This is a genomic window from Nonomuraea sp. NPDC005692 (assembly GCF_040631115.1).
Taxonomy (GTDB): domain Bacteria; phylum Actinomycetota; class Actinomycetes; order Streptosporangiales; family Streptosporangiaceae; genus Nonomuraea.
This window is the reverse complement of sequence record NZ_JBEXYU010000007.1, coordinates 33,757-53,122: the sequence shown is the minus strand read 5'-3', so window position 1 is coordinate 53,122 and position 19,366 is coordinate 33,757. Positions and strand designations below refer to the sequence as shown.

Below are 19,366 nucleotides of genomic sequence, written 5' to 3'. Positions count from 1 at the left end.
CCACCCAGCCGCCTCCGTGCATCCGGCAGAGGAATCATGCCCGACACCCCGTCCGAGGGACGCCGTACCCTAGCGGCGAAGCTGGACCACCTGTTCCGCACAGTCCACTCGCGAGAGGGCGGCGAATACAGCTTCGAGGACGTCGCCGACGCGCTGCGGGCGGCGGGCGGGCCCACCATCTCGGGCACGTACATCTGGCAGCTCCGCAAGGGGTTGCGCGACAACCCCACCAAGCGCCATCTCGAAGCGCTCGCGGGATTCTTCGGCGTCCCGCCCGCCTACTTCTTCGACGACGAGGCGGCTGAGCGCATCGACGCCGAGCTGTCGCTGCTCGCCGCGATGCGCGACGCCTCCGTCCGGGGCATCGCGCTGCGGGCGGCCGGGCTCTCGCCGAAGAGCCTGACCGCGATCCTGGAGATGGTCGAGCGCGTACGCGAGCTCGAAGGGCTGCCCGACGCCGCCGAGGGCGACGCCCCCGAAGAGTGACCCGCGACGCGTCGAACAGGACCGGCGCGATCACCACGCCGAACGCCACGAACGGCTCCACCGCGGCCCCATGGGGAGCAGCGGGCTGCTGAGGTCGTCCGTCGTCAGCCGGCCGTCAGAACCAGAGGCCGCAGTGGTGGGCGGTCCTCAGGTTGATCGGCCGTACCGCTTCAGGAGCGAGCGCGAGCGCGCGGTCGGCGGCGTCCAGCCGGGGCCATCCGGTACTGCCCGCGCCGTTGGGGTCGCCGGTTCGCACGAACCTGGTCCAGTACCCGACGAGCCGGTCGGCCAGGCGCCGCTTCGCAAGGGACGGATGGCATGCCGAGACAGGTGGACCATGATCAGCGCCGCCGCCAGATCGCCGAAGCCGTATGGCGCCTGGCGACCCGTGGCGGTCTGGAGGACGTCACCCTGAGACAGGTCGCCACCGAGGCCGGGGTCTCCGCCCGGCTGCTGCAGTACTACTTCGGCACCCGCGACCAGTTGCTGCTCGGAGCGCTGAAGATCCTCAACGACGACGCCGAGCGACGGGCCCGCGAACGCCTCGCGCTGCTCGGCGACGCGCCCGGCATGCGGGCGATCGTCCGGGGAGTGCTGCTCGAGCTGCTGCCGCTGGATGAGGAGCGGCGTAACCGGCATCTGGTGTACGCCGCCTACTTCGTCCGCTTCCTCGCCGACCCCGCCCTGGCCGAGGTCGCCCGCGACGCGCCGCTCGCGCTGGAGAACCTCGTCGCCGGCCTGATCGCGCAGGGGCAGGAGCTCGGCCAGGCGCCCCGGGACGTCGACGCCGCGGCCGAGGCCGCGTTCCTGCTGGCGGGCGCCGAGGGGATCCAGTCGAGCGTCCTGCTGGGGCAGCGGTCCGCCGCAGACGCCGTAGCCATGATCGACCACCAGCTCGCCCGCGTCTTCGCCACGACGAACCGCTGAGGCGTGTCGGCGGTTGTCGGAAGCGACGCCTTGATGGGCGGGACGTGCGGGTGGCGACGGCGAGCGCCGCAGGAGGCCGGCTCGCTCGGAACGGTTGTTTGAAACGCTTGTCTGTGACCTTGGTAGGATCGCCCGCGTGGGAGTTCCTGACGATCTGCTGGCCGCGGCCAAGCAGTGCCTGTCCGAGCGCGGGTACGCACGCACGACCGTCCGGGACATCGTGGCCGTCTCCGGCAGCAACCTCGCCGCGATCAACTATCACTTCCGGTCCAAGGACGCCCTGCTCACCCAGGCGATGATCGAAGTGACCGGCGAAGCCGTCGCGGAGGTCCTGAAGGCGTTCCCCGACGACTCCAAGGAGTGGTTCGAGGCGTTCTGGGCGGAACTGATCGCGTCCTTCCGCTCCCGTCCGATGGTGTGGCGCGCCAACGTCGAGACGCTGGCGCAGGCGCCTCATCTTCCCGACGTACGAACCAGCCTGGCCGAAGGGCAGGCACTGGCCCGGCGTGAGCTGGCCCAGCGCCTGCCACGTCAGGACGAGGCGGCCGCGCAGGTGTTGTTGACGCTGTTCATCGGCCTGCTGGTGCGGTGGCAGATCGACCCGGACCACGCCCCGACGGCTCACGAGCTGGCCGCGGGCATCCGGTCGCTGGGCGCGGCGGCCGACGGCTAACGCATCGCGTGCCGTCCGGACTGGTCCGGCTCGGGCTGCGGCCGGCTCGCTCGCCGTACGGAACGCAGCAGGACGGGCGCGAGCAGTGCCATCAGGCACAGGACGGCAGCCGCGGCGATCATGGCGTAATGCTGGCCTTGTGTGAAGGCTTCGCGGGCGGCGGCGGCGAGGGCGGTCGCGTCCGGTTCCGTCAGCTGCCGCGCCGTCTCCAGGGCGCCGCCGAGGGTGTCGCGGGCCGCTGCGGGGGCGCCGGCGTCGCTGAGGTGCTCCCGGTAGACGGCGGTGCCGATGCTGCCCAGCAGGGAGATGCCGAGCGCGCCGCCGAACTCGGTGGCCACCTGCGACAACCCGGCGACCGACCCCGCGCGCTCCGGCGGCGCGGTGGCGATGATCAGGTCGGCGGAGACCGTCAGGACGAGGGTGACGCCGCCGGCCATCAGCATGATCCCGGCGATCAGCAGACCGCTCCGGCCGGTCACCTCCAGCTGGGACAACAGGGCGAAACCGCTCGCACCGATGAGCAACCCGGCGCAGACCACCAGCCCGGGACGGATCCTGCGCACCAGGATCGGGGCCAGTCCGGCGGCGAGCATCGCCGTCCCCGCTGACGGCAGCGCGTACAGTCCCGCGATCAGCGGCCGGGCGCCCATGACCATCTGCAGATACTGGGTGGTGAACAGGCTGGAACCGACCATGGCGAAGACGCCGAGGGTGTTCGCGGTGACGGCGGCGGTGAAGGCGCGGCTGCCGAACAGGCGCACGTCCAGCATCGGGTCAGCGGTCGCGCGTTGGCGCCGGACGAAGGCGGCGCCCGACACCAGCCCGGCGACGATGGCCAGCACCGGCGGCCCGCTGAGGCCGTCCTGTGCGATGTGCTGGATCCCGTAGATCGTCGGCAGGATCGCGCCCAGCGACAGGGCAACCCCGAACAGGTCGAACCGTCCCGGACGCGGATCACGGGACTCGGGCAGCAGCAGCGGCGCGAGGACCAGCAGCAGCGCCATCACCGGCAGGTTGGCCAGGAACACCGAGCCCCACCAGAAGTGCTCCAGCAACGCGCCGCCCATGAGCGGGCCCAGCATGGCGCCGCCGGCGAACGCGCCGGTCCAGATGGAGATGGCGATCCGGCGCCGGCCGTCGTCGTGGAACATGTTGCGGATCAGCGACAACGTCGAGGGCATCAGGGTGGCGCCGCCCACCCCGAGCAGGGCCCGGGTGGCGATCAGCAGGTCGGCGCTGGGGGAGAACGCGGCGACCGCGGAGGCCGCGCCGAACGCGGCGGCGCCGGCCATCAGCAGCCGTCGCCGTCCCACCCGGTCGCCCAGCGCGCCCATCGGCAACAGGAGCCCGGCCAGCATGAACGGGTAGATGTCGATGATCCACAGCAGCTGGGAGCCGCTCGGCGCCAGATCGGCGCTGATGAACGGCAGCGCGTACGACAGAACGTGCAGGTCGACGGAGATCAGAAGTACGGGCAGGACCAGGACGGCCAGTCCGATCCATTGTTTGCGTCCGGCACTCATGAGCGGCCTTTCTCGCGGAGAGGAGCACCGGCGTGGTGCAGGTGGCGGAGGGCCTCGCCGTGCGAGGCCACGAAACCGGCCTCGTGGTACGGCAGGCCGAGCCCGCGGCAGTAGGCCCGTACGAGGGGTCGGGCCTTACGCAGGTTGGGGGTGGGCATATGGGGAAACAGGTGGTGTTCGATCTGGTAGTTGAGCCCGCCCATGGCGAGGTCGACGAACCGGCCACCGCGCACGTTGCGGGTGGTGAGCACCTGCTTGCGCAGGAAGTCCAGCTCGTTCTCGCCGGTGAGCGTGGGCATGCCCTTGTGCCCGGGGGCGAAGACGCAGCCCATGTAGAGGCCGAAGAGTCCCTGGTGCACGGCGAAGAAGACCAGCGCCTTGCCCGGCGACAGGACCCAGGCCAGCGCGCCCAGGTAGAGGACGAAGTGGGCGAGCAGCAACGCGCCCTCCAGGACGCGGTGTTTCAGCCAGGGCCGCCGAAGGGCGCGGATGCCGCCCAGGTGCAGGTTGAGCCCCTCCAGCAGCAGCAGCGGGTAGAAGAGCAACGCCTGCCTGCCGCCGATGAGCCGGGCCAGGCCGCGGCTGTCGCGTGCCTGTTCCGGGGACCACACCAGGACGTCGGGCACGACGTCCGGATCGAGGTCCTCGTGGTTGGGGTTGGCGTGGTGGCGGGTGTGCTTGTTCATCCACCAGCCGTAGCCGAGCCCGATGGCGAGGTTGCCGCCGAGGAGCCCGAGGACCTCGGTGGGGCGCCGGCCGGTGAAGATCTGCCGGTGGGCCAGATCGTGCAGGACGAGCGCGACCTGTGCGAAGACGATCGCGAGGAGGGCGGCCAGCGGCACCTGAAGCCAGGAGTCGCCGAGCAGGAAGAACGCCGCCACGGCTGCCAGGTAGAGACCGGTCACCGCGCTGAGCCGTACCAGGTAGTAGCGGGGGCGGCGGTCGAGGAGCCCGGCCTGCCTGATGCGGCTGGACAGTCGGCTGAAGTCGCTCACGGCCGTGGCCGTTGCGGATGCTTGTGCCATGCCGCCGAACATACACACGTTTGGCGCAAACGTGCAAAACACTTGTTTGTGACGCTTGTTTGGATAAGGTGGCGGCATGAAGGAGCGAGACAAGCTGATCGAGGGCGCCAAACGCTGCCTGCAGGAACGCGGCTACGCCCACACCACGGCCCGTGACATCGCCAGGACCAGCGGCGCCAACCTGGCCTCCATCGGCTACCACTTCGGCTCGAAGGACGCGCTGCTGGTCGAGGCCATGCTCGAGGCGACCGCCGAGTGGGCCGACAAGCTGCGTCAAGCTCTTGCGGAGGACGTGCCGGAGTCCGTGTGGCGGCGGGCGATCGAGCTGCTCGACCTGCACCGTCCCGTCTTCGTGGCCAACATCGAGGTCTTCGCCCAGGCCGAGCGCCGGCCACAACTGCGGCAGGCGCTGGCCGACGCGCAGGAGACCGCCCGCCAGGAGCTGTCCCACTGGCTCGCCGAGGCGACGTTGCCGCGGGCCACGCGGCAGGCGATCGGAGCCCTGTGCCTGACCCTGCTGACGGGGCTCATCCTGCAGCACCTCATCGATCCCGACCGCGCCCCCACCGCTGAGACGCTGACGGAGGCGCTGCGTGCCGTACGGTCCGGCGCCGCCGGATGACCACGATGCCGCCACTCACCCTGCGTCAGGGCCTGATGATCGTGGATGCGGTGAACGGGCTGGGCGCCGCGGAACGCACGGCCAAGGCGCGGTTGCTGGCCAGGGGAGTGGCCCAGGTGATCGCGTTGGGCTCACCGGAGACCTGGGCGGCCGAAGGACGCGTCCTGCTGGACATGATCGAAGCCTGGAGCGTCGACCGGCGGCTGATGGTCGTCGATGCCGCCGAGCGGTTCTGGACCGGTACGGAGGGCGGATACGAGGAGGGGCTCAGGGAGGTGGGGCTGCTCTCGGAGGGAGCCTCCGGGCCGGCCCTGGACGCGGTCAGCCGGTCGCCGACATCCGGCGCTGCCCAGGCCCTGGGCCGACGATCGTGACCGCACCTCGGGCTACCAGGCCCATCGGAAGCCCGCCGCCGCGTTCTCCAGGGCGGGGACGTAGCGGTGAGCGCGATGAAGGTTGTCGAGCGCCACAGGTTCCTCGGCGAGCACGGCGCCGGCACGGTGATGGTCCCAGGTCGACCACCACGTGTGGCGCGGCAGCCGTTCGACGTGGAACTGGACGGCGATGCTGATGCTCTCGGTGCGGGCGTGGAAGACCCTTCGGTATTCCGTGTCCGGCTCGGAGGAAGGAAGGAACGTGCGGCGGTACTCCAGGCGGGTGTCCTCGCCTGCCAGCAGCGGCCTCGGAAGCAGGATCTTCATCACGGGCGGCTCCAGGCGGACCTCGTGGACGGTCTCGACATCGGCGGTTCTCGGCGACAGGAAGCACGGATAGCAGTCGATGTTGTCCTCGCAGGCACGGATTATCTTCGTGGAGCGCTGGGCGGCCGCCCGGCCGTCGGCGTCGATCGTGCGGTGTTCGAGAAGCATCAGCGTGCGGTGGCGCTGGCGCAGGGGGAGCGGCTGCGGGGCCCTGATCCCCGCCGGCGGGCCCGTGAGGGCTTCCCGCAGAGCCCGCTCGTCCTCGTCGCTCATCTCGAAGGCGTCCACGAACAGGCTGAGGGTGTCGGGACTGAAGACCGTGCCTGCCAGGGCGCGGCCGATCCGGTCCTTCAGAATCCTGCCCGGGTCCTTGACCGTGTCCGCTAACAGGCCCTGCTCCACCAGGTGAGCAGCCACGACCTTGGCCACCGCGCGCCGGCTGGGCACACCGGACGGGGAACACCGCTGCTGATGGCGCTGCCAGCGCCGACGGTGTTCCGGCCGGTCGAGCAGTGTTCGCAGCAGCCGACCGGCGAGCTCGGCCCGGGTGGGGACTGGCTCATTGGCCACGATGGCACCCCTGGTTGCGATCTATCAGCGACAGACATCTGCTTTATTGGCCGTCTCACGGCCGTGACGGCAGCATAGCCGCGCTGCTCGCCGATCAGCCGTGCCATTCAGGCAAATCACGCAACATGGGTGGGGTGGGCTCAGCGCATGGCCGATTTACGCATGCACTACGAGCGGCAGGCCGACGGTCCGCTGGTCAAGGGCGACCAGGTGGACGGGGTGCCGGTGACGGGGTTCGCCACGGCTCTCGAATCCGGTCCCGATGACCGCCTCCTCCTGGCCGGGGACGAGGCCTGCGCGCGCATCCCGACACGGCCGATCCCGCCGCGCGAGGATCCGAGCATCAAGCGGTGCGGCCCCCAGATCGCGCACCGGATCGGGGAAGGGGATGTGACGGACGCGGACGACGTCAGGCCGGGGCTTCGCGCGGCGGTGAGCAGAGCCATCGACCAGCGCCCTGAGCCGGGCCGTTTCGTGCGATCGCTGGTCGCGGAGTTCGCGCGGCGGGACTGCGCTCTGTGGCTCATCGGCGGTGCTGTCCGGGATCTCGTGGCCGACCCGGCCCCGGCCGTCAACGACCTCGACTTCGCCGGCACGATGCTGACCGGCGAACTCCACGCCCTGGCCCCCGAGATGCTGGCGCTCAGCGGCCTGGGAGACCACCGCCCCCACATCTCGCCCGGCCGTGTGCTTTCGGTCCAGGACGGCATGCCGGGCTCCGAGCGGATCATCGAGTACAAGGCGCTGTCGCAGCACGGGTTCCGTTTCCCCGCCTCAGGCGGCGACCTGCTCGACGACGTCGGCACGCGTGATCTGACGATCAACGGTCTCTACTACGACCTGCGGCGGCACGTCCTGATCGATCCGTCGGGGCAAGGAGTGCGACATCTTCGCGCCATGCCCAGGACGCTCGCGCCTGTCTACGCCGGGGATGACCCCGTCGAGCGCGTGAAGGTCGTCATCCGAACAGTGAAGTTCGCCGTCCGATCACCGGACGCGGACATGTCGGAGGCAGCCGCGTGGATAGATCGCCATCTTGCCGATCTGGCTGGTGAACTGCCCGCGGACATGCGACGCAGCCTGCTCGGCTTCTGGGGACGGTGCATTCCCAAGGAGCGGACGTCAGAAGCCCTGCGGGCGGTGGAACGGCTGGGTGCGGTGGCGGGCTCGCTGATCCAGGCCGTACGGGAGGGGGGCCGTCATGCCGGCTAAGCCGCTCAGCAACTGGGTGCGCCCGGCCGCGGACCCCTACGGCGACGTCAACGACGGAGACGAGAGGGCCGATGCGCGACAGCTGCCGCACTTCGCGCACGGGTGGCGGCACGACCGCGCGGACGGGGCCCTCGTCCTTGTGCACGAGCAGACCGGCGAGAGGCTCGTCGAGGTGGACGAGACGTGCACTCCGATCCGGGTCACCCAGGAAGGGCTGCGCGTACTGCGACGGATCGAGGACGCGTGGCCGCACGCGCCGTGGGACGCGGAGTCGATCGCCGTGCTGGCAGCGGAGGACCGGCCGCTGCGATACCTGCTGCTGGCGCGGCTCGTGACAGAGGGCGAGCCGCCGCCGCAGCTCTTTCACGTGCTTCCGTGGGAGCTGGTGACCCGGCTGGCCGAGCAGGTACGGGCGACGCTGAGAGGGCCTGCGGCCGTTCCCGGAATCTTGTCACGGCACTGGTTCGCCCCCGCCGGATCCCGCTTCACCGCGGCACTGGATCAGCTCGCGGCCGGCCTGCGCTTCGGTGACGCCACTGCTGCTCGGGCCGGCGCCACCGCACTGTGCAGCCGGATATCCGAGCTGCAGGCGGCGCGGGTGCCCGCCGTGACGCGTGAGGCGTTGTCTCTCCTGCTTCTGGAGCTCCCCAGCCGCGATCCGTTGTTGGCACACTTCGCCTCGCGGAGCGCGGAGAGACTGCTGGAAGCGGCCGACGTCGGCGAGGGGGCCGTGCGCGTGCCGATCGCCCTTCCTCCCGCGGCCGACACTTCCGGCGTGCGTCGGATGCGCTATCGGCTGCGCAGGGATCCCTTGGAGGTCGAGGCGGTGGTCACCAGCAGCGGAGTCTTGGAGCTCGGTGTCACCGCACGGCTCGATCCCGGCCGTGCCGGCTACGTCGCCGAGACGTATGGTGTCGTGGTCTCCCGCGTGGACGTGGGCCCGCGCACCTTTCTCATCCCGCTGGACCGGCATGCCGACGGCTTGTCCGGCACGCTGCCTGTGAGGCTGCCACTTCGCGAGTTCGACGTGGATGTGACCCTGCCCGCCATCGGCGGCTTCGAGGTGGCTGGGCTGAGCGAAGAGGACCTGTTGCCCTCGCTCCCCGCGAGTCTGCCCCGGCCCGCCCTGCGGTTGTGGCGCGAGCTCGCCGCCGAACTGCGTGACGACCATGTCCTGCACTCCCTGCTGGCCCGCCTCTCGGGGGATGTTCTGTGAAGGACGAGGACGTCAGGAGGCTCCTCCACGACTCGGCCGCCGCCGAGTACAAGGCCGTCGACCTCGTGGGGCCTGGGGTGCCTTTCACGAGATTCGTCCGGGCCTGTGTCGCCGACGGGGACATGGAGTCCCTCGCCCGGATCGAGAAGGGCGGCACCGCCCTGGAGGACCTGCTCGGACAGCTGCCGACGGTCTTCTATCCGGATTTCCTGGACGGCGAGACGTCTGTGCCGTCCGCGGTCATCGTGGCCCGCCGGTTCGCCGGTTTGGCCTTGACCTTGTTGGAGGCGGACGGGAGGGAGCAGCGCGTAGAGGCGTGGCTGGACTGGCAGCGGCGCGCGTTCGCCTCCCCGGTACCGCGGCCGACGGCCACCGACGCAGCGCTGGCCTGGCTCGCCGGCGATGATCCTGGCATCGCTCCGGAGGCCGCGACGGGCGTGCTGTTCGCGACGAACGACGCTGGGCTGCAGGGCCGGCTCACGGCGCGCCTGATTCCCGGCCGCCCACCCGGCCTGGCACCCGATCCATCCCAGATGACGTTCTTCACCGCCGATGCGGACTTCCAACGCGGGCTGGACACGGCATGGCGGCAGGCGGGTGGACGGCTGGCCGGGCAGGTGTTGTGGACGATCGAGTCGCAGACCGGCGAGTTGCAGGCCGGACCCGCGGCACGGATCGTGGGCGGCTCCCTGAGCACAGCGTTCGCCTTCATATTGAACGAGCTGCAACGAAGGAGCGGCCGGCGGCACGCGTTGACGTGGTCCAGGCCGCGTGCCCACCTGGCGATCGTCGGAGACCTCAAGGACGACGGCTCCGTCGCTCCCGTCGAGGGATACGGGGAGAAGTTGGCGGCGGCGGCGGGCATCAAGCGGCTCATCGTCCCTGCCCAGGACCTGGCGAAGGTGAAGACCCTCGCACCGCCAGGGCTCGTGGTGCGGGGGGCGAGAACCTGGCAGCACGCGGCCCGCCAGGCCCGTCGCCCCCACGGATGGAAGACCCTCAGCGCGGCACTCGCAGTGCTGCCGTTCGGCATCATCGCCGGGTTCGGTTACACGAACCACGTCGCCGCCCAGGCTGCCACGCTGCTGCGCCAGAGCGACGACGCATGGCAGCAAGATCTCGTGCTCGCTGGGCAACTGGCTGCGAAGTCCTGGTCGCTGCGCCGAACGCCCGCGGCCCGTTACCGCATGCTCAGGACGGTCACCACTCGGGTCCGGGCGATCCTGCCGGTCGGGGACTCGGAGATCGTCATGGCATTCAGCCCGGCCAACGACCGGCTCGCCACCGCCGGCATGAACGGCGTGCTCCAGCTGTGGAAGCCGCAGACCGGAGAAAACGCGATCACCACGAGCCTCATCGGCAAGAAGATCTCGGGACTGACGTTCAGCGCGGATGGCTCCCAATTGGCGGTCGCCCTCTCCGACAGGACCGCACTGCTTCTCGACCCGGCGACCCTGCGTCCCCTGTCCGAGCCGCTGCGGCACGACAGCCCCGTTCTGTCGGTGTCGTTCAGCCGTGACGGCCGAACCCTCGCCACCGTGACCGAGGAGGGGACGATTCGCTTGTGGGACGTTGAGCGGCGACGCCTTTCCGTGCCGCCGTTGAGGATGGAGCCAACCGGGCAGATCACCATCGTCGCGCTGAGCCCCCGCGGCGACGTCTTCGCCACCGGGGGCATCGACGGCAAGGTCCAGCTCTGGGATCTCGGTACGCGCCGGCTGATCAAGACGCTGTCCGGCGGCAACTCGTCCGTCAACGCGGTGGCCTTCACCCCCGATGGCGCCAGGCTGGCGGCGGGCGGCACGGACGGCGTGGTCACGCTGTGGGACGTCGGCACCCGGAAGGCCGTCGCCGCGTTCCGCCACGACCAGAGCGTCACGGGCCTGTCCTTCAGCGCCGACGGCACGACTCTGGCCTCGTCCAGCACGGACATGACAGCCCGGCTGTGGGACATGGAGACCTTGCGGCAGCGCGGCGCGCCCTTCAACGGCCAGGGACGATACCTCACGGCGGTAGCGCTCGCCCCGGATGGCCGCACACTGGCCACGGCTGTCCAGGGCGGCACCGTATGGCTGTGGGACGCGACCTCCTGGCAGCCGGAAGGCAAGCTGCTCCCCACCCGGGACGAGGCGGTGGCCGTGGCCTACCACCCAGATGGGCGACTGGCCGTCGCCGACGGTCGTGACGTCAGGGTATGGACTCCGCCGGCCGGCACCTACACGTCGTACGCTCACCCGCAGCAGGTCAGGGCCGTGGCCTTCAGCCCCGACGGACGAACCCTGGCCACCACAGGCCGAAAGGACGCCGTGCGGTTGTGGTCGAACGGCGGAGTGAGAGCCGTATCGCCCCCGACCTCCGGGCTCTACAGCGACCTCGCCTACAGCCGGGACGGCAGTGTCATCGCAACCGGCGGCAGCGGACAGGCGCAAGTGTGGGACGCGGCCGGCGCCAAGCCCATCACCAAGCCGTTCGGCACGGGCATCCTCGGCCTGGCGGTGGGCGGCGAGCTCCTGGCCACCGCGGACTCCCGCGGCAACGTCGAACTCAGGACCATGCGGGAACCGGACAAGCCCGGAAAGGTCCTGAAGACGGGCTGGCCGCACACCGTCGATGTCGACGTGAGTGCCGACGGCAAGCTGGTGGCCGCAGCCGAGGGCCAGACCGGGCAGGTGGCCATCTGGGACGCCGACACCCGCCGGCCTCTCCGGAACTTCGTCGTCAAGACGTCCTCGATCTACCACATCGCCTTCAGCCCCGACGGAAGGATGCTGGCTGCCGGCACCAGCAACGGCGAGGTTCATGTGTGGGACGTCGATGACGGCGGGTTGCTGGCTCCTGGGCTCCGCGTACCGGGTGGCGTCACCAGCCTGGCCTTCAGCAAGAAGGGCGAGCGGTTGGCGGTCGCGACCGTGTCCGGCGTGCAGATCTGGCGCCTGGACGTTCCCGCTGACCCCCTTCGCGTCATCTGCTCGCTGACCCGGGAACCCGACACGGAGTACTGCCCAGCATGAGCGGGAGGTTCCGCAGCTCGTCGTAGCCGCTGGTGCATGCGGGCGGCCCCCGGAGTGATCCTCCAGGGGCCGCGATGGCGGACGATGCCAGGCGCTACGGCCTGATCTCGCGCACGAGCCTGGAAGACCAGTCGCACCAGACGAGGCCGGGGAGGAACGCTCCGCCGGCCTCGTCCAGGTGGTCCTCGACGTAGGGGATCGTCGCGTCGCAGACTTCGATGAACTGGTCGAAGAAGTCGATGGTGTCGGTGTTGAGGTGGTAGCTCCATCGCGGGTTGTAGTCGGCTTCGCGCTTGAGGATGCGTCCGACGACGTGCGGCCGGTCTGTGGTCTCGCCGTTCACCAGGTCGCGGGCGTGCTGAATCTTCGCAGGGTCGGTGAGCTTGACGACGAACCTTTCGTGGGTGACGTCGGTCATCTCGAAGTAGGCCGCGTCCGCCGCCTGGGCGGGTGCGGGGCCGGCGACGCCGAGGGCCGCAACGGCGACGAGAGCTGTGAGGGTCTTGGCCAGGACGCTGCGCATGGAGATCCCTTCACCAGGTGTGACTACAGTGAGTTGTGATCGGCAACGCTAAGTAATCACATGATCTGGCGGTCACCATCTGGCGTCACCGTGACAACGTAGTCACTCTCCGCATGGGCGTCCGCGTGCGCTTCCGTTCCCCGGTACTCCGGGGCCCGTGTCGCCGCCCCACCCACTCCAGCGCCGCGATCTGGTCGAGGAACCCGCGGTTGGGCGGCGCGTCGTCGAGGAACGCGAAACCCTCCGCGCCCACGCGGCAGTTGACGGTCACCACGACGAGTCCCGCCCCGGCCAGCGCCGCCGGGTCGTACATCGGGTCGCTCGACGCCGCCGAGACGTAGCCGCCCGCGGGGAGCCACACCAGCACCGGCAGTCCGGCCGCGCCCGGATCCGGAGTGCCGACGTTGAGCGTCAGCCAGTCCGTGCCCCGCGGCGGACCCACGTCGACCGGCAAGGACAGCGGCACCGGGGGGCCGAACTCCGCCGCCTGCCTCGTGCCGTCCCAGCGGTGCGGCGGGGCGGGCGCGGCGAACCGGAGCGCCCCCACCGGGGGCTGGGCATAGGGGATGCCGCGGAACACCGTGTGCCCCTGCCGCCAGCGCCCCTGCACCACGCCTTCCGCGGTCCGCACGCCCGCGCGTTGTGGCGGGTGGTGGCGCAGCGCGGCGTCACGCACCTGACGACACGGGTGGTGGCGCAGGAGGCGGGCATGTCCCTCGGGCAGCTGCAGCACTACTTCGCCTCCCGGGCCGCCATGCTCTCCTTCGCCATGGACTTCGCCTCCGAGCAGACCTCGCTGCGCGTCGAGCAGGGCCTTGCCGAGCTCGGCGACCGTCCGCACCCCCGTGACGTGCTGCGACTGACGCTCGCGGAGATGCTTCCCCTGCACGCCGACGCCCGCGCGACCAGCCGGATGAGCGCCGCCTACGTCCTGGAGGCGCTGCACGACGAGGCCGTCCACGAGCAGGCGCGCCGCGGCCTCGTCCAGGGGCGGGCTCTGGTCGAGCAGCTGGTCCGCCAGGCGATCGCCGACGGGCACATCCCCCCGACCGCGACCCGGCGACCGAGACCAACCTGCTCCTCGCCCTCACCGGCCTCACCCCTGCTCGAACTGGACGTGATCACCCCCCAGGACGCCCTCACCGCGATCGACCTGCACCTGGACAGGCTGTTCACCGAGCAGAACCGGAACGCGTGACCGAAAAGCCCGGTGAACGCGCTGGCTTCTGCGAAAACGGGGGCTGGGCGGCCCCGCGTCCGGAAACAGCGGAGCCCCGCGCGGAGCTCCCCGGGCGGGTTGCGTGTGGCACCTTGAGCGGGTGATGCTGGGGCGGCCCCGGAGCGACACTTCGATGTGGAGGCCCATGGACGTGGTCAGCTTCGCCGACGTCCCGCCGCAGGAGCGGTTCGCCTTCTGGCGCGAGATGAGCTCGAAGATGTGGATGCCGCTGGACGCGTCCTGCGAACCACGTCTGGAAAGCGCGTTTCAGGCTCACGTCGCGCTCGGCGGGCTCGGCCTGGTGCAGGCGACCTTGCTGACCGCGCCGTCGCTGACGATCCGGCGTACGCCCCGGCTGATCCGCCGCTCCGACCCGGAGACCTTCTTCGTGACCTGCGCCGTCCGGGGTCACGCCGGCGGAGAGCAAGCCGGCCGGCGGGGGGAGCTGCGGGTCGGCGATCTGATGCTCCGGGACAGTTCGCAGCCCTATGTGACCACGTTCGAGTCGAGCGGCCCCGCCGACGGCCAGGTGCTGTCGCTGCAGTTCCCGCGCTCCTTGCTGCCGCTGCCCGAGCGGGGCCTGCGCGAGCTCAACGCGGTGCCGATCAGGGGTGACCGGGGGATGGGCGCGCTGGCCTCGCAGTTCCTGCTCCAGCTGGCCCGGCACCTGGAGGAGTTCAGCCCGGCCGAGGCGACCCGGGTCTCCACCCTGACCCTCGACGTCCTGACCGCCGCGCTGGCCGGTGCTCTGGACGCCCACAGCGCGGTACCGCCGGGCAGCCGGCGACGCGCGTTGCTCGCCCGGATCCACGCCTTCGTCCAGGCGAACCTGGGCGACACGGACCTGACCCCGTCCGCGATCGCCGCGGCACACCACATCTCCCTGCGGTATCTGAACAAGCTGTTCCACGCCGACGGACACACCGTGGCCGGCTGGATCCGCGAGCGCCGCCTGAAGCAGTGCCGCCGCGATCTCGCCGAGCCGCATCTGGCCGGCTACCCGATCCACGCGATCGCGGCCCGGTGGGGGTTCACCAGCCCGGCGCATTTCAGCCAGGCGTTCCGCGGCGCCTACGGGTTGTCGCCGAGCGAGTTCCGCCGGCAGTGCGCGAGGTAGTGCCCGCAGGCTGAACATCCGTGCCCGCAGCCGTAAGGCCCGCTCCGGCCGCGGCGGGCATTCTTTTGCCTGGACGGGGTCAAGAACGCCGAGACCTCCGATCGCGTCACACGGGGGCGTCACGGGAACCCCATGAGCAAAGGAGAAACCCCTATGAAGACAGCGGGAACGTTCAGGAAGGGCCGCCTTCTGGGTGCCTTCCTGACGATGGCGACCGCTCTCGCGGTCACCACGACGGTCGCGAACTCGCCTGCTTCGGCCGAAGTCGCGGATGCCAGGAAGGTGGCCGGGATCAGCCGGTGCCTCGGGCTCTGGGCCCAGGACGGCAGGATCAAGCTCCAGCACCAGAGCCGTTGCGGCCCCAACGGCTCCTACCACATCCGCGTCTGGAGCCCCGGTCGCAGCACCAACAGCGGCACCTACACCTACAGCGGCGTCGCCCTGACGTTCAACAACCCCTGGCCGGTGCCCGCGGGCACCAACATCTGCGCCGAACTCTGGCACCACGAGCCCGGCGGCGGCTATTCGAGCTGGGGCCTTCCCTGCGACACGATGTGACGCCGGGCTGAACCATCGCGCGGGAGGCGGCTGCCCGGTGGCCGCCTCCCGCGTCTGCCGTGCGCGGGGAGGTCTTCGGAACGTCGGGTCAGTGGTGGTGGGCGGCGGGCGGCGCGTGGTGATGGTGGCCCGCTGGTACGGGCGGCCGCTGGTCCGCCGGTCTCCAGGTGGCCAGGGCGGTCAGCAGTCCGGCCGTGGTGAGGAGGCCGCCGACCCAGTTGACCGAGCTCAGGCCGAGGCCGCCGTCGATGGCCGCCCCGCCCAGGTGGATGCCGATGGCGCTGCCCAGCGTGAAGGCGGAGATGTTGGCGGCGGAGGCCACGTCCGGCGCCTGACCCGCGGCCGTCATGACCCGCAGCTGCAGAGGGGCGACCACGGCGAAGGCCGCGTTCCCGAAGACCAGCATCATCACGACCGTCGCCGGCCTGCTCTCGATGGCGAAGGTCATCGCGAACAGGGCGACGGCCGCCCGGCCGGGCGTCGTGGTGGTGTTCGTGACGGACGTCCGCCGTGTCGCGGCGGCCCAGCGAGCCGATCAGGCCGAGCAGCGCGACCGCGCCGAAGACCACCAGGGTCCAGAACGTGAACCGCCAGCCGAGCGCCTGCCCGATCGCCGCCCCGATCGGCGCGCCGAGCACCGTGGAGGCCGTCAGCCCGGAGAAGACGATGGCCACCGCACGTCCCTTGCGCGACGGGTCGCGACGCCGAGCGCGTAGACGCTCTCCAGCGCGCCGACGGCGCCGATCGTGACGTTCAATGACTGGGCGATCTCACGGACGACACCGGCGACGATGAACTCGTCGGCGCCCATCGCGAACGCTCCGACGACCATCGCCCAGATCGCCAATGGCAGCTTTCTCATAGCGCGCTCCCTGCGTGGAGGGCCGCCTGCCGGGGGTTCGCACCCTCGGCAGGCCTTGCGCCGCCGTAAGCAACATACCCGTCCGGGGTATTTCGGTATCCGTGAGGGGTCAGGTCTGCTGGTAGCCGAGGAGGGTCATCATGCCCGATTCGGCGTGGTAGATGTTGTGGCAGTGGATCATCCAGAGCCCCGGGTTGCCGGCGTCGAAGTCGACGTTCAGCGTGCTGCCGGGCAGGACGATCACCGTGTCCTTCCGGACGCCGCCGTCCGCCAGGGCGAAGGTGTGGCCGTGCAGGTGCATCGGGTGCCACATGGTGGTCCGGTTCACGAACGACAGCCGTACGCGTTCGCCCGACCGTACCGGTGAGATGATCTCCGGGTCGTACTTCTTGCCGTTGATCGCCCAGTCGTAGGCCATCATGGTGCCGGTCAGCTCCAGCCTGACGGTGCGGTCGGGCTCCTTGGCCGGCAGCCGCACGCCTTCGGCCGGCTTGAGGTCGGCGTAGCGCACGACGTCGCCGTCCAGTTCCCGGGGGCGTACGCCGGCCTGGGGAGCGGAAGCGCCGTCGCTGGTCCGGATCAGGCCACGGGCCACGGCGTTCTTGCCTTCGGCCAGGGCGACCAGCGGGAAGACGCCGTCCTTGAGGGTGACCAGCACGTCGTAGCGCTCGCCCATGCCGATCAGCAGCGCGTCGGTCCCGGCGTGCTGGACGGGGAAGCCGTCGGTGTGGGTGACGGTCAGCCGGTGTCCGGCCAGGGCCACGCGGAAGGCGGTGTCGCCCCCGGCGTTGATGATGCGGATGCGCAGCCGCGCTCCCGGCCTGGCGCGGAAGGTCTCCGCGGCGGCGGGGACCCGGCCGTTGAGCAGGAAGTGGGGGTAGCGTACGTCACCGGCGTCCCCGCCGAGCAGCGGGCTCGTCGCGCCCATGAGCATGTGCTTCGCCGGGCCGGAGGAGGGGGCGGCGGTGGCGCCGTGGTCCATCCCCGGCATGTCGGGCATGTCGCCCGTGGGGGCGGCGGCGCCGTGGTTCATGCCCATGCTCATGCCTCGGGACAGCTCGGCCAGGACCTCTTCGGGCGTGCCGGTGACGCCGTCCAGCCAGTCGTCGAGGACCACGACCCATTCGGCGTCGTAGCCGAGCGGCTCGTGGGGGTCCTCCACGATCAGCGGCGAGTACAGACCTCGGTCCAGCTGGGTTCCGGAGTGCGGGTGGAACCAGTAGGTGCCGGGGTCGGGGGCGGCGAACTCGTAGACGTGCTCGGCCCCGGCGGCGACGGGCTGCTGGGTGACGCCGGGCACGCCGTCGGCCTCGTTGCTGAGCGCCAGGCCGTGCCAGTGGATGCTGGTGTTCTGGGGGAGCCGGTTGGCCAGACGGGCGCGCACCACCTCGCCGGCCCTGACCCGGATGGGCGCCCCCGGGACCCTGCCGTCGTACGCCCAGGTGCGCACGGTGACGCCGCCGAGGTCCACCTGGCTCTCGGCGGCGGTCAGGCGGAAGTCGCGGACCGCGCCCGTGCGGCGCGCCCGCTCCACCTGCCGGACCTGCTCGCTGGTCGGCGTGACGAACGCCGGCCCGGTGGCGGCGGGCTCACCGGCGCACGCGGTGAGAGCGCTGCCCAGGACGCCGAGCCCGGCGGCCCGCAGCATGGTACGTCGATCGATCTGCATGATTGATGCCTCGCTGAGAAGTCGTGCTCACGGATGAACGCAGCCGGATCCGGCCGGGGCGCGAACGCCACGGCGATCCGCGTCCGTGACTCAGGTCCGCAGGACGACGGTTCGTCTCAGGACGAGCGCGTCGGGCGGCCCGCGAAGCCGTCCGGCGACACGCCACCCCACACGGGAAAGACCGCTGGACGACGAGCCGAACAGCCCCGCCAGATGGAGCACCGGCAGGGCGAGCGCGACGAGGCCGGCCGCGACGGCCAGGCAGACGGGGGCGGTGTCGTGACCGCCGTCCGGCGCTCCGCCGTGGCCGGGCATCGAGGACCGGCCGTCGTCGGCATGGACGACCCCGGCAGGGACGGGCGGCGGCTCGTTCCGGACGCCGACGTGGCCGAGGGTGTGCATCGCGGCCAGGCCCAGGGCGACGAGCACGGCCAGCAGCAACAGCGGGAGCAGGCCCTCTCGCTCACCCCTCGAAGTCACACCGCCAGCATACCCCCGGCCAGTATCAGGCAGGACGCCTTGGACCGCCGGCGCCCGACCCGTCAACGGGACGCGGGGGAGGCCCCACCGGCAGGCACCACGGCCACCGGGCACGCCGCGTGGTGGAGCACGCCGTGGCTCACCGAGCCCAGCATCGTCGAGGCGAACTCGCCCAGCCCGCGCGAGCTCACCACGACGAGGTCGGCCGTGGAGGAGGCGTTCCGGAGAGCGGCGACGGGATGATCGCACACCTGCTCGTCGACGATCCGCACGTCAGGGTTCCCGCCCCGCCACGGGATCACCTGCTGGGCGGCGTCGCGGGCGTTCTCCTCGAAGCTCTCGCCCGGCATCCTGTAGGCGGAGGCGAACGAGGACAGGATCGGCGGCCGCCAGGCGTACAGCGCCAGGAGCTCCGCGTCCTGGGCGCGTGCCTGCTTCAGGGCGTACTCCATGGCGGCCGGGGACTGCCATCCGTCGTATCCGACCACGATCCTGCCGTGGCGGATCGTGGCGGCCTCGCGGACGACCACCACCGGGCTCGCGGCGTGCCCGGCCAGCGCCAGGCTCGTGGAGCCGAGCACCATCCCGGCGAAACCGCCCCGCCCCCTGCTGCCCAGCACCAGGCTGTCGGCCTGCGCCGACTCCCGCACCAGGTCGTCCACCACCGGGCCGGGCAGGATCTCCGTGCCGATCTCCACGCCGGGAGCCAGGCCGCGCGCCCGGTCCGCGGTCGATTCCAGCATCCCGGCGCAGTATTCGGCCGTCCCGACGTCGCCCGTCCACGGCTCGCACACGTGCACCAGCCGCAGCTCCAGCGAGCGCCTGCGGGCGTCCGCCGCGGCCCACTCGACGGCCGCCATCGAGGGCGGAGAGCCGTCCACGCCCGCCACGATCCGTCCAGCCATCTTTCGCCTCCCCCGAGCCCCCGCCCTTCCCCTACCCCGAAGCCGCCCACCGCCATCCGGGCGCCGG

At 71.1% G+C, this 19,366-nt stretch carries 22 protein-coding genes and 1 pseudogene; 11 read left to right on the top strand and 12 right to left on the bottom strand.

The window, feature by feature from the left end:
- The first annotated feature begins 36 nt into the window (after positions 1 to 36).
- Positions 37 to 486 (top strand): helix-turn-helix domain-containing protein, encoded by a 450-nt coding sequence (locus tag ABZ459_RS17530; protein ID WP_357971275.1) that lies wholly within the window; start codon positions 37 to 39, stop codon positions 484 to 486.
- 115 nt (positions 487 to 601) lie between these two features.
- On the opposite strand, the gene ABZ459_RS17525 is transcribed toward ABZ459_RS17530, so the two are convergent.
- A complete protein-coding gene (locus ABZ459_RS17525; RefSeq protein WP_357971274.1) occupies positions 602 to 742 on the bottom strand; it encodes a hypothetical protein in 141 nt (46 codons plus the stop codon).
- 62 nt (positions 743 to 804) lie between these two features.
- Here ABZ459_RS17525 and ABZ459_RS17520 point away from each other — a divergent pair, with 62 nt between their 5' ends.
- Together ABZ459_RS17520 and ABZ459_RS17515 are read left to right on the top strand one after the other, a co-directional pair.
- Positions 805 to 1,413: a TetR/AcrR family transcriptional regulator gene (locus ABZ459_RS17520; RefSeq protein ID WP_357971273.1), complete on the top strand. Its 609-nt coding sequence runs from the start codon at positions 805 to 807 to the stop codon at positions 1,411 to 1,413.
- A gap of 136 nt (positions 1,414 to 1,549) precedes the next feature.
- Positions 1,550 to 2,086 (top strand): helix-turn-helix domain-containing protein, encoded by a 537-nt coding sequence (locus ABZ459_RS17515; RefSeq protein WP_357971272.1) that lies wholly within the window; start codon positions 1,550 to 1,552, stop codon positions 2,084 to 2,086.
- Here the strand turns inward: ABZ459_RS17515 and ABZ459_RS17510 are convergent.
- Both ABZ459_RS17510 and ABZ459_RS17505 read right to left on the bottom strand, forming a co-directional pair.
- Positions 2,083 to 3,609 carry an MFS transporter gene (locus ABZ459_RS17510; RefSeq protein WP_357971271.1) on the bottom strand — a complete coding sequence of 509 codons (1,527 nt, stop codon included), beginning with the start codon at positions 3,607 to 3,609 and terminating at the stop codon, positions 2,083 to 2,085. The two genes, ABZ459_RS17515 and ABZ459_RS17510, sit on opposite strands and share 4 nt — an antisense overlap.
- Positions 3,606 to 4,634: an acyl-CoA desaturase gene (locus ABZ459_RS17505; protein WP_357971270.1), complete on the bottom strand. Its 1,029-nt coding sequence runs from the start codon at positions 4,632 to 4,634 to the stop codon at positions 3,606 to 3,608. Before ABZ459_RS17505 ends, ABZ459_RS17510 begins: the two co-directional genes overlap by 4 nt.
- A 76-nt stretch (positions 4,635 to 4,710) precedes the next feature.
- On the opposite strand from ABZ459_RS17505, the gene ABZ459_RS17500 reads away from it, so the two are divergent.
- Entirely contained in the window at positions 4,711 to 5,256 is a 546-nt protein-coding gene (locus ABZ459_RS17500; protein ID WP_357971269.1) for a TetR/AcrR family transcriptional regulator, read from the top strand.
- Entirely contained in the window at positions 5,253 to 5,630 is a 378-nt protein-coding gene (locus ABZ459_RS17495) for a hypothetical protein (RefSeq protein ID WP_357971268.1), read from the top strand. Before ABZ459_RS17500 ends, ABZ459_RS17495 begins: the two co-directional genes overlap by 4 nt.
- A gap of 12 nt (positions 5,631 to 5,642) precedes the next feature.
- On the opposite strand, the gene ABZ459_RS17490 is transcribed toward ABZ459_RS17495, so the two are convergent.
- A complete protein-coding gene (locus tag ABZ459_RS17490; protein WP_357971267.1) occupies positions 5,643 to 6,527 on the bottom strand; it encodes a hypothetical protein in 885 nt (294 codons plus the stop codon).
- 147 nt (positions 6,528 to 6,674) lie between these two features.
- On the opposite strand from ABZ459_RS17490, the gene ABZ459_RS17485 reads away from it, so the two are divergent.
- The 3 genes from ABZ459_RS17485 to ABZ459_RS17475 are packed head-to-tail and all read left to right on the top strand — an operon-like array spanning position 6,675 to position 11,966.
- The gene (locus ABZ459_RS17485; protein ID WP_357971266.1) at positions 6,675 to 7,739 is read left to right on the top strand and encodes a hypothetical protein; all 1,065 of its coding nucleotides are present in this window, start codon (positions 6,675 to 6,677) and stop codon (positions 7,737 to 7,739) included.
- Positions 7,729 to 8,955, top strand: coding sequence for a hypothetical protein (locus tag ABZ459_RS17480; protein ID WP_357971265.1), 1,227 nt, complete (start codon positions 7,729 to 7,731; stop codon positions 8,953 to 8,955). The genes ABZ459_RS17485 and ABZ459_RS17480 overlap by 11 nt, the downstream gene beginning before the upstream one ends.
- Complete coding sequence (locus tag ABZ459_RS17475) at positions 8,952 to 11,966, top strand: WD40 repeat domain-containing protein (protein WP_357971264.1); 3,015 nt, start codon at positions 8,952 to 8,954, stop codon at positions 11,964 to 11,966. Before ABZ459_RS17480 ends, ABZ459_RS17475 begins: the two co-directional genes overlap by 4 nt.
- A 94-nt stretch (positions 11,967 to 12,060) precedes the next feature.
- Here the strand turns inward: ABZ459_RS17475 and ABZ459_RS17470 are convergent, their stop codons facing one another.
- Both ABZ459_RS17470 and ABZ459_RS17465 read right to left on the bottom strand, forming a co-directional pair.
- Positions 12,061 to 12,489, bottom strand: a complete 429-nt coding sequence (locus ABZ459_RS17470; RefSeq protein WP_357971263.1) for a calmodulin-binding protein — start codon at positions 12,487 to 12,489, stop codon at positions 12,061 to 12,063.
- A gap of 85 nt (positions 12,490 to 12,574) precedes the next feature.
- Positions 12,575 to 13,069, bottom strand: coding sequence for a carboxylesterase family protein (locus tag ABZ459_RS17465; RefSeq protein WP_357971262.1), 495 nt, complete (start codon positions 13,067 to 13,069; stop codon positions 12,575 to 12,577).
- A 3-nt stretch (positions 13,070 to 13,072) separates the two neighbouring features.
- On the opposite strand from ABZ459_RS17465, the gene ABZ459_RS17460 reads away from it, so the two are divergent.
- From ABZ459_RS17460 to ABZ459_RS17450, 3 genes are all read left to right on the top strand, one after another.
- Positions 13,073 to 13,687, top strand: coding sequence for a TetR/AcrR family transcriptional regulator (locus ABZ459_RS17460; RefSeq protein WP_357971261.1), 615 nt, complete (start codon positions 13,073 to 13,075; stop codon positions 13,685 to 13,687).
- Positions 13,688 to 13,853: 166 nt separating this feature from the next.
- Positions 13,854 to 14,825, top strand: a complete 972-nt coding sequence (locus tag ABZ459_RS17455; RefSeq protein WP_357971260.1) for a helix-turn-helix domain-containing protein — start codon at positions 13,854 to 13,856, stop codon at positions 14,823 to 14,825.
- A 153-nt stretch (positions 14,826 to 14,978) separates the two neighbouring features.
- Positions 14,979 to 15,383, top strand: coding sequence for a hypothetical protein (locus ABZ459_RS17450; protein WP_357971259.1), 405 nt, complete (start codon positions 14,979 to 14,981; stop codon positions 15,381 to 15,383).
- 88 nt (positions 15,384 to 15,471) lie between these two features.
- Here the strand turns inward: ABZ459_RS17450 and ABZ459_RS17445 are convergent, their stop codons facing one another.
- The 6 genes and pseudogenes from ABZ459_RS17445 to ABZ459_RS17420 form a co-directional block, all read right to left on the bottom strand.
- The gene (locus ABZ459_RS17445; RefSeq protein WP_357971568.1) at positions 15,472 to 15,831 is read right to left on the bottom strand and encodes a hypothetical protein; all 360 of its coding nucleotides are present in this window, start codon (positions 15,829 to 15,831) and stop codon (positions 15,472 to 15,474) included.
- A gap of 118 nt (positions 15,832 to 15,949) precedes the next feature.
- Positions 15,950 to 16,021: pseudogene (locus ABZ459_RS17440) on the bottom strand (hypothetical protein); the annotation flags it as partial.
- A gap of 11 nt (positions 16,022 to 16,032) precedes the next feature.
- On the bottom strand, positions 16,033 to 16,245 hold the full coding sequence (locus ABZ459_RS17435) for a hypothetical protein (RefSeq protein ID WP_357971258.1): 213 nt from the start codon (positions 16,243 to 16,245) through the stop codon (positions 16,033 to 16,035).
- A gap of 109 nt (positions 16,246 to 16,354) precedes the next feature.
- Positions 16,355 to 17,914: a multicopper oxidase family protein gene (locus tag ABZ459_RS17430; protein WP_357971257.1), complete on the bottom strand. Its 1,560-nt coding sequence runs from the start codon at positions 17,912 to 17,914 to the stop codon at positions 16,355 to 16,357.
- Positions 17,915 to 18,004: 90 nt separating this feature from the next.
- Positions 18,005 to 18,394, bottom strand: coding sequence for a hypothetical protein (locus ABZ459_RS17425; RefSeq protein ID WP_357971256.1), 390 nt, complete (start codon positions 18,392 to 18,394; stop codon positions 18,005 to 18,007).
- 62 nt (positions 18,395 to 18,456) lie between these two features.
- Positions 18,457 to 19,299 carry a universal stress protein gene (locus ABZ459_RS17420; protein ID WP_357971255.1) on the bottom strand — a complete coding sequence of 281 codons (843 nt, stop codon included), beginning with the start codon at positions 19,297 to 19,299 and terminating at the stop codon, positions 18,457 to 18,459.
- Positions 19,300 to 19,366: the final 67 nt, after the last annotated feature.

Coding starts and splice junctions, on each gene's coding strand:
- ABZ459_RS17420 (WP_357971255.1), bottom strand. CDS start 19,299: ATGGCTGGACGGATCGTGGCGGGCGTGGACGGCTCTCCGCCCTCGATG.
- ABZ459_RS17430 (WP_357971257.1), bottom strand. CDS start 17,914: ATGCAGATCGATCGACGTACCATGCTGCGGGCCGCCGGGCTCGGCGTC.
- ABZ459_RS17470 (WP_357971263.1), bottom strand. CDS start 12,489: ATGCGCAGCGTCCTGGCCAAGACCCTCACAGCTCTCGTCGCCGTTGCG.
- ABZ459_RS17435 (WP_357971258.1), bottom strand. CDS start 16,245: ATGAGAAAGCTGCCATTGGCGATCTGGGCGATGGTCGTCGGAGCGTTC.
- ABZ459_RS17500 (WP_357971269.1), top strand. CDS start 4,711: ATGAAGGAGCGAGACAAGCTGATCGAGGGCGCCAAACGCTGCCTGCAG.
- ABZ459_RS17520 (WP_357971273.1), top strand. CDS start 805: ATGCCGAGACAGGTGGACCATGATCAGCGCCGCCGCCAGATCGCCGAA.
- ABZ459_RS17495 (WP_357971268.1), top strand. CDS start 5,253: ATGACCACGATGCCGCCACTCACCCTGCGTCAGGGCCTGATGATCGTG.
- ABZ459_RS17455 (WP_357971260.1), top strand. CDS start 13,854: ATGGACGTGGTCAGCTTCGCCGACGTCCCGCCGCAGGAGCGGTTCGCC.
- ABZ459_RS17445 (WP_357971568.1), bottom strand. CDS start 15,831: ATGACCTTCGCCATCGAGAGCAGGCCGGCGACGGTCGTGATGATGCTG.
- ABZ459_RS17485 (WP_357971266.1), top strand. CDS start 6,675: ATGGCCGATTTACGCATGCACTACGAGCGGCAGGCCGACGGTCCGCTG.
- ABZ459_RS17450 (WP_357971259.1), top strand. CDS start 14,979: ATGAAGACAGCGGGAACGTTCAGGAAGGGCCGCCTTCTGGGTGCCTTC.
- ABZ459_RS17510 (WP_357971271.1), bottom strand. CDS start 3,609: ATGAGTGCCGGACGCAAACAATGGATCGGACTGGCCGTCCTGGTCCTG.
- ABZ459_RS17530 (WP_357971275.1), top strand. CDS start 37: ATGCCCGACACCCCGTCCGAGGGACGCCGTACCCTAGCGGCGAAGCTG.
- ABZ459_RS17505 (WP_357971270.1), bottom strand. CDS start 4,634: ATGGCACAAGCATCCGCAACGGCCACGGCCGTGAGCGACTTCAGCCGA.
- ABZ459_RS17480 (WP_357971265.1), top strand. CDS start 7,729: ATGCCGGCTAAGCCGCTCAGCAACTGGGTGCGCCCGGCCGCGGACCCC.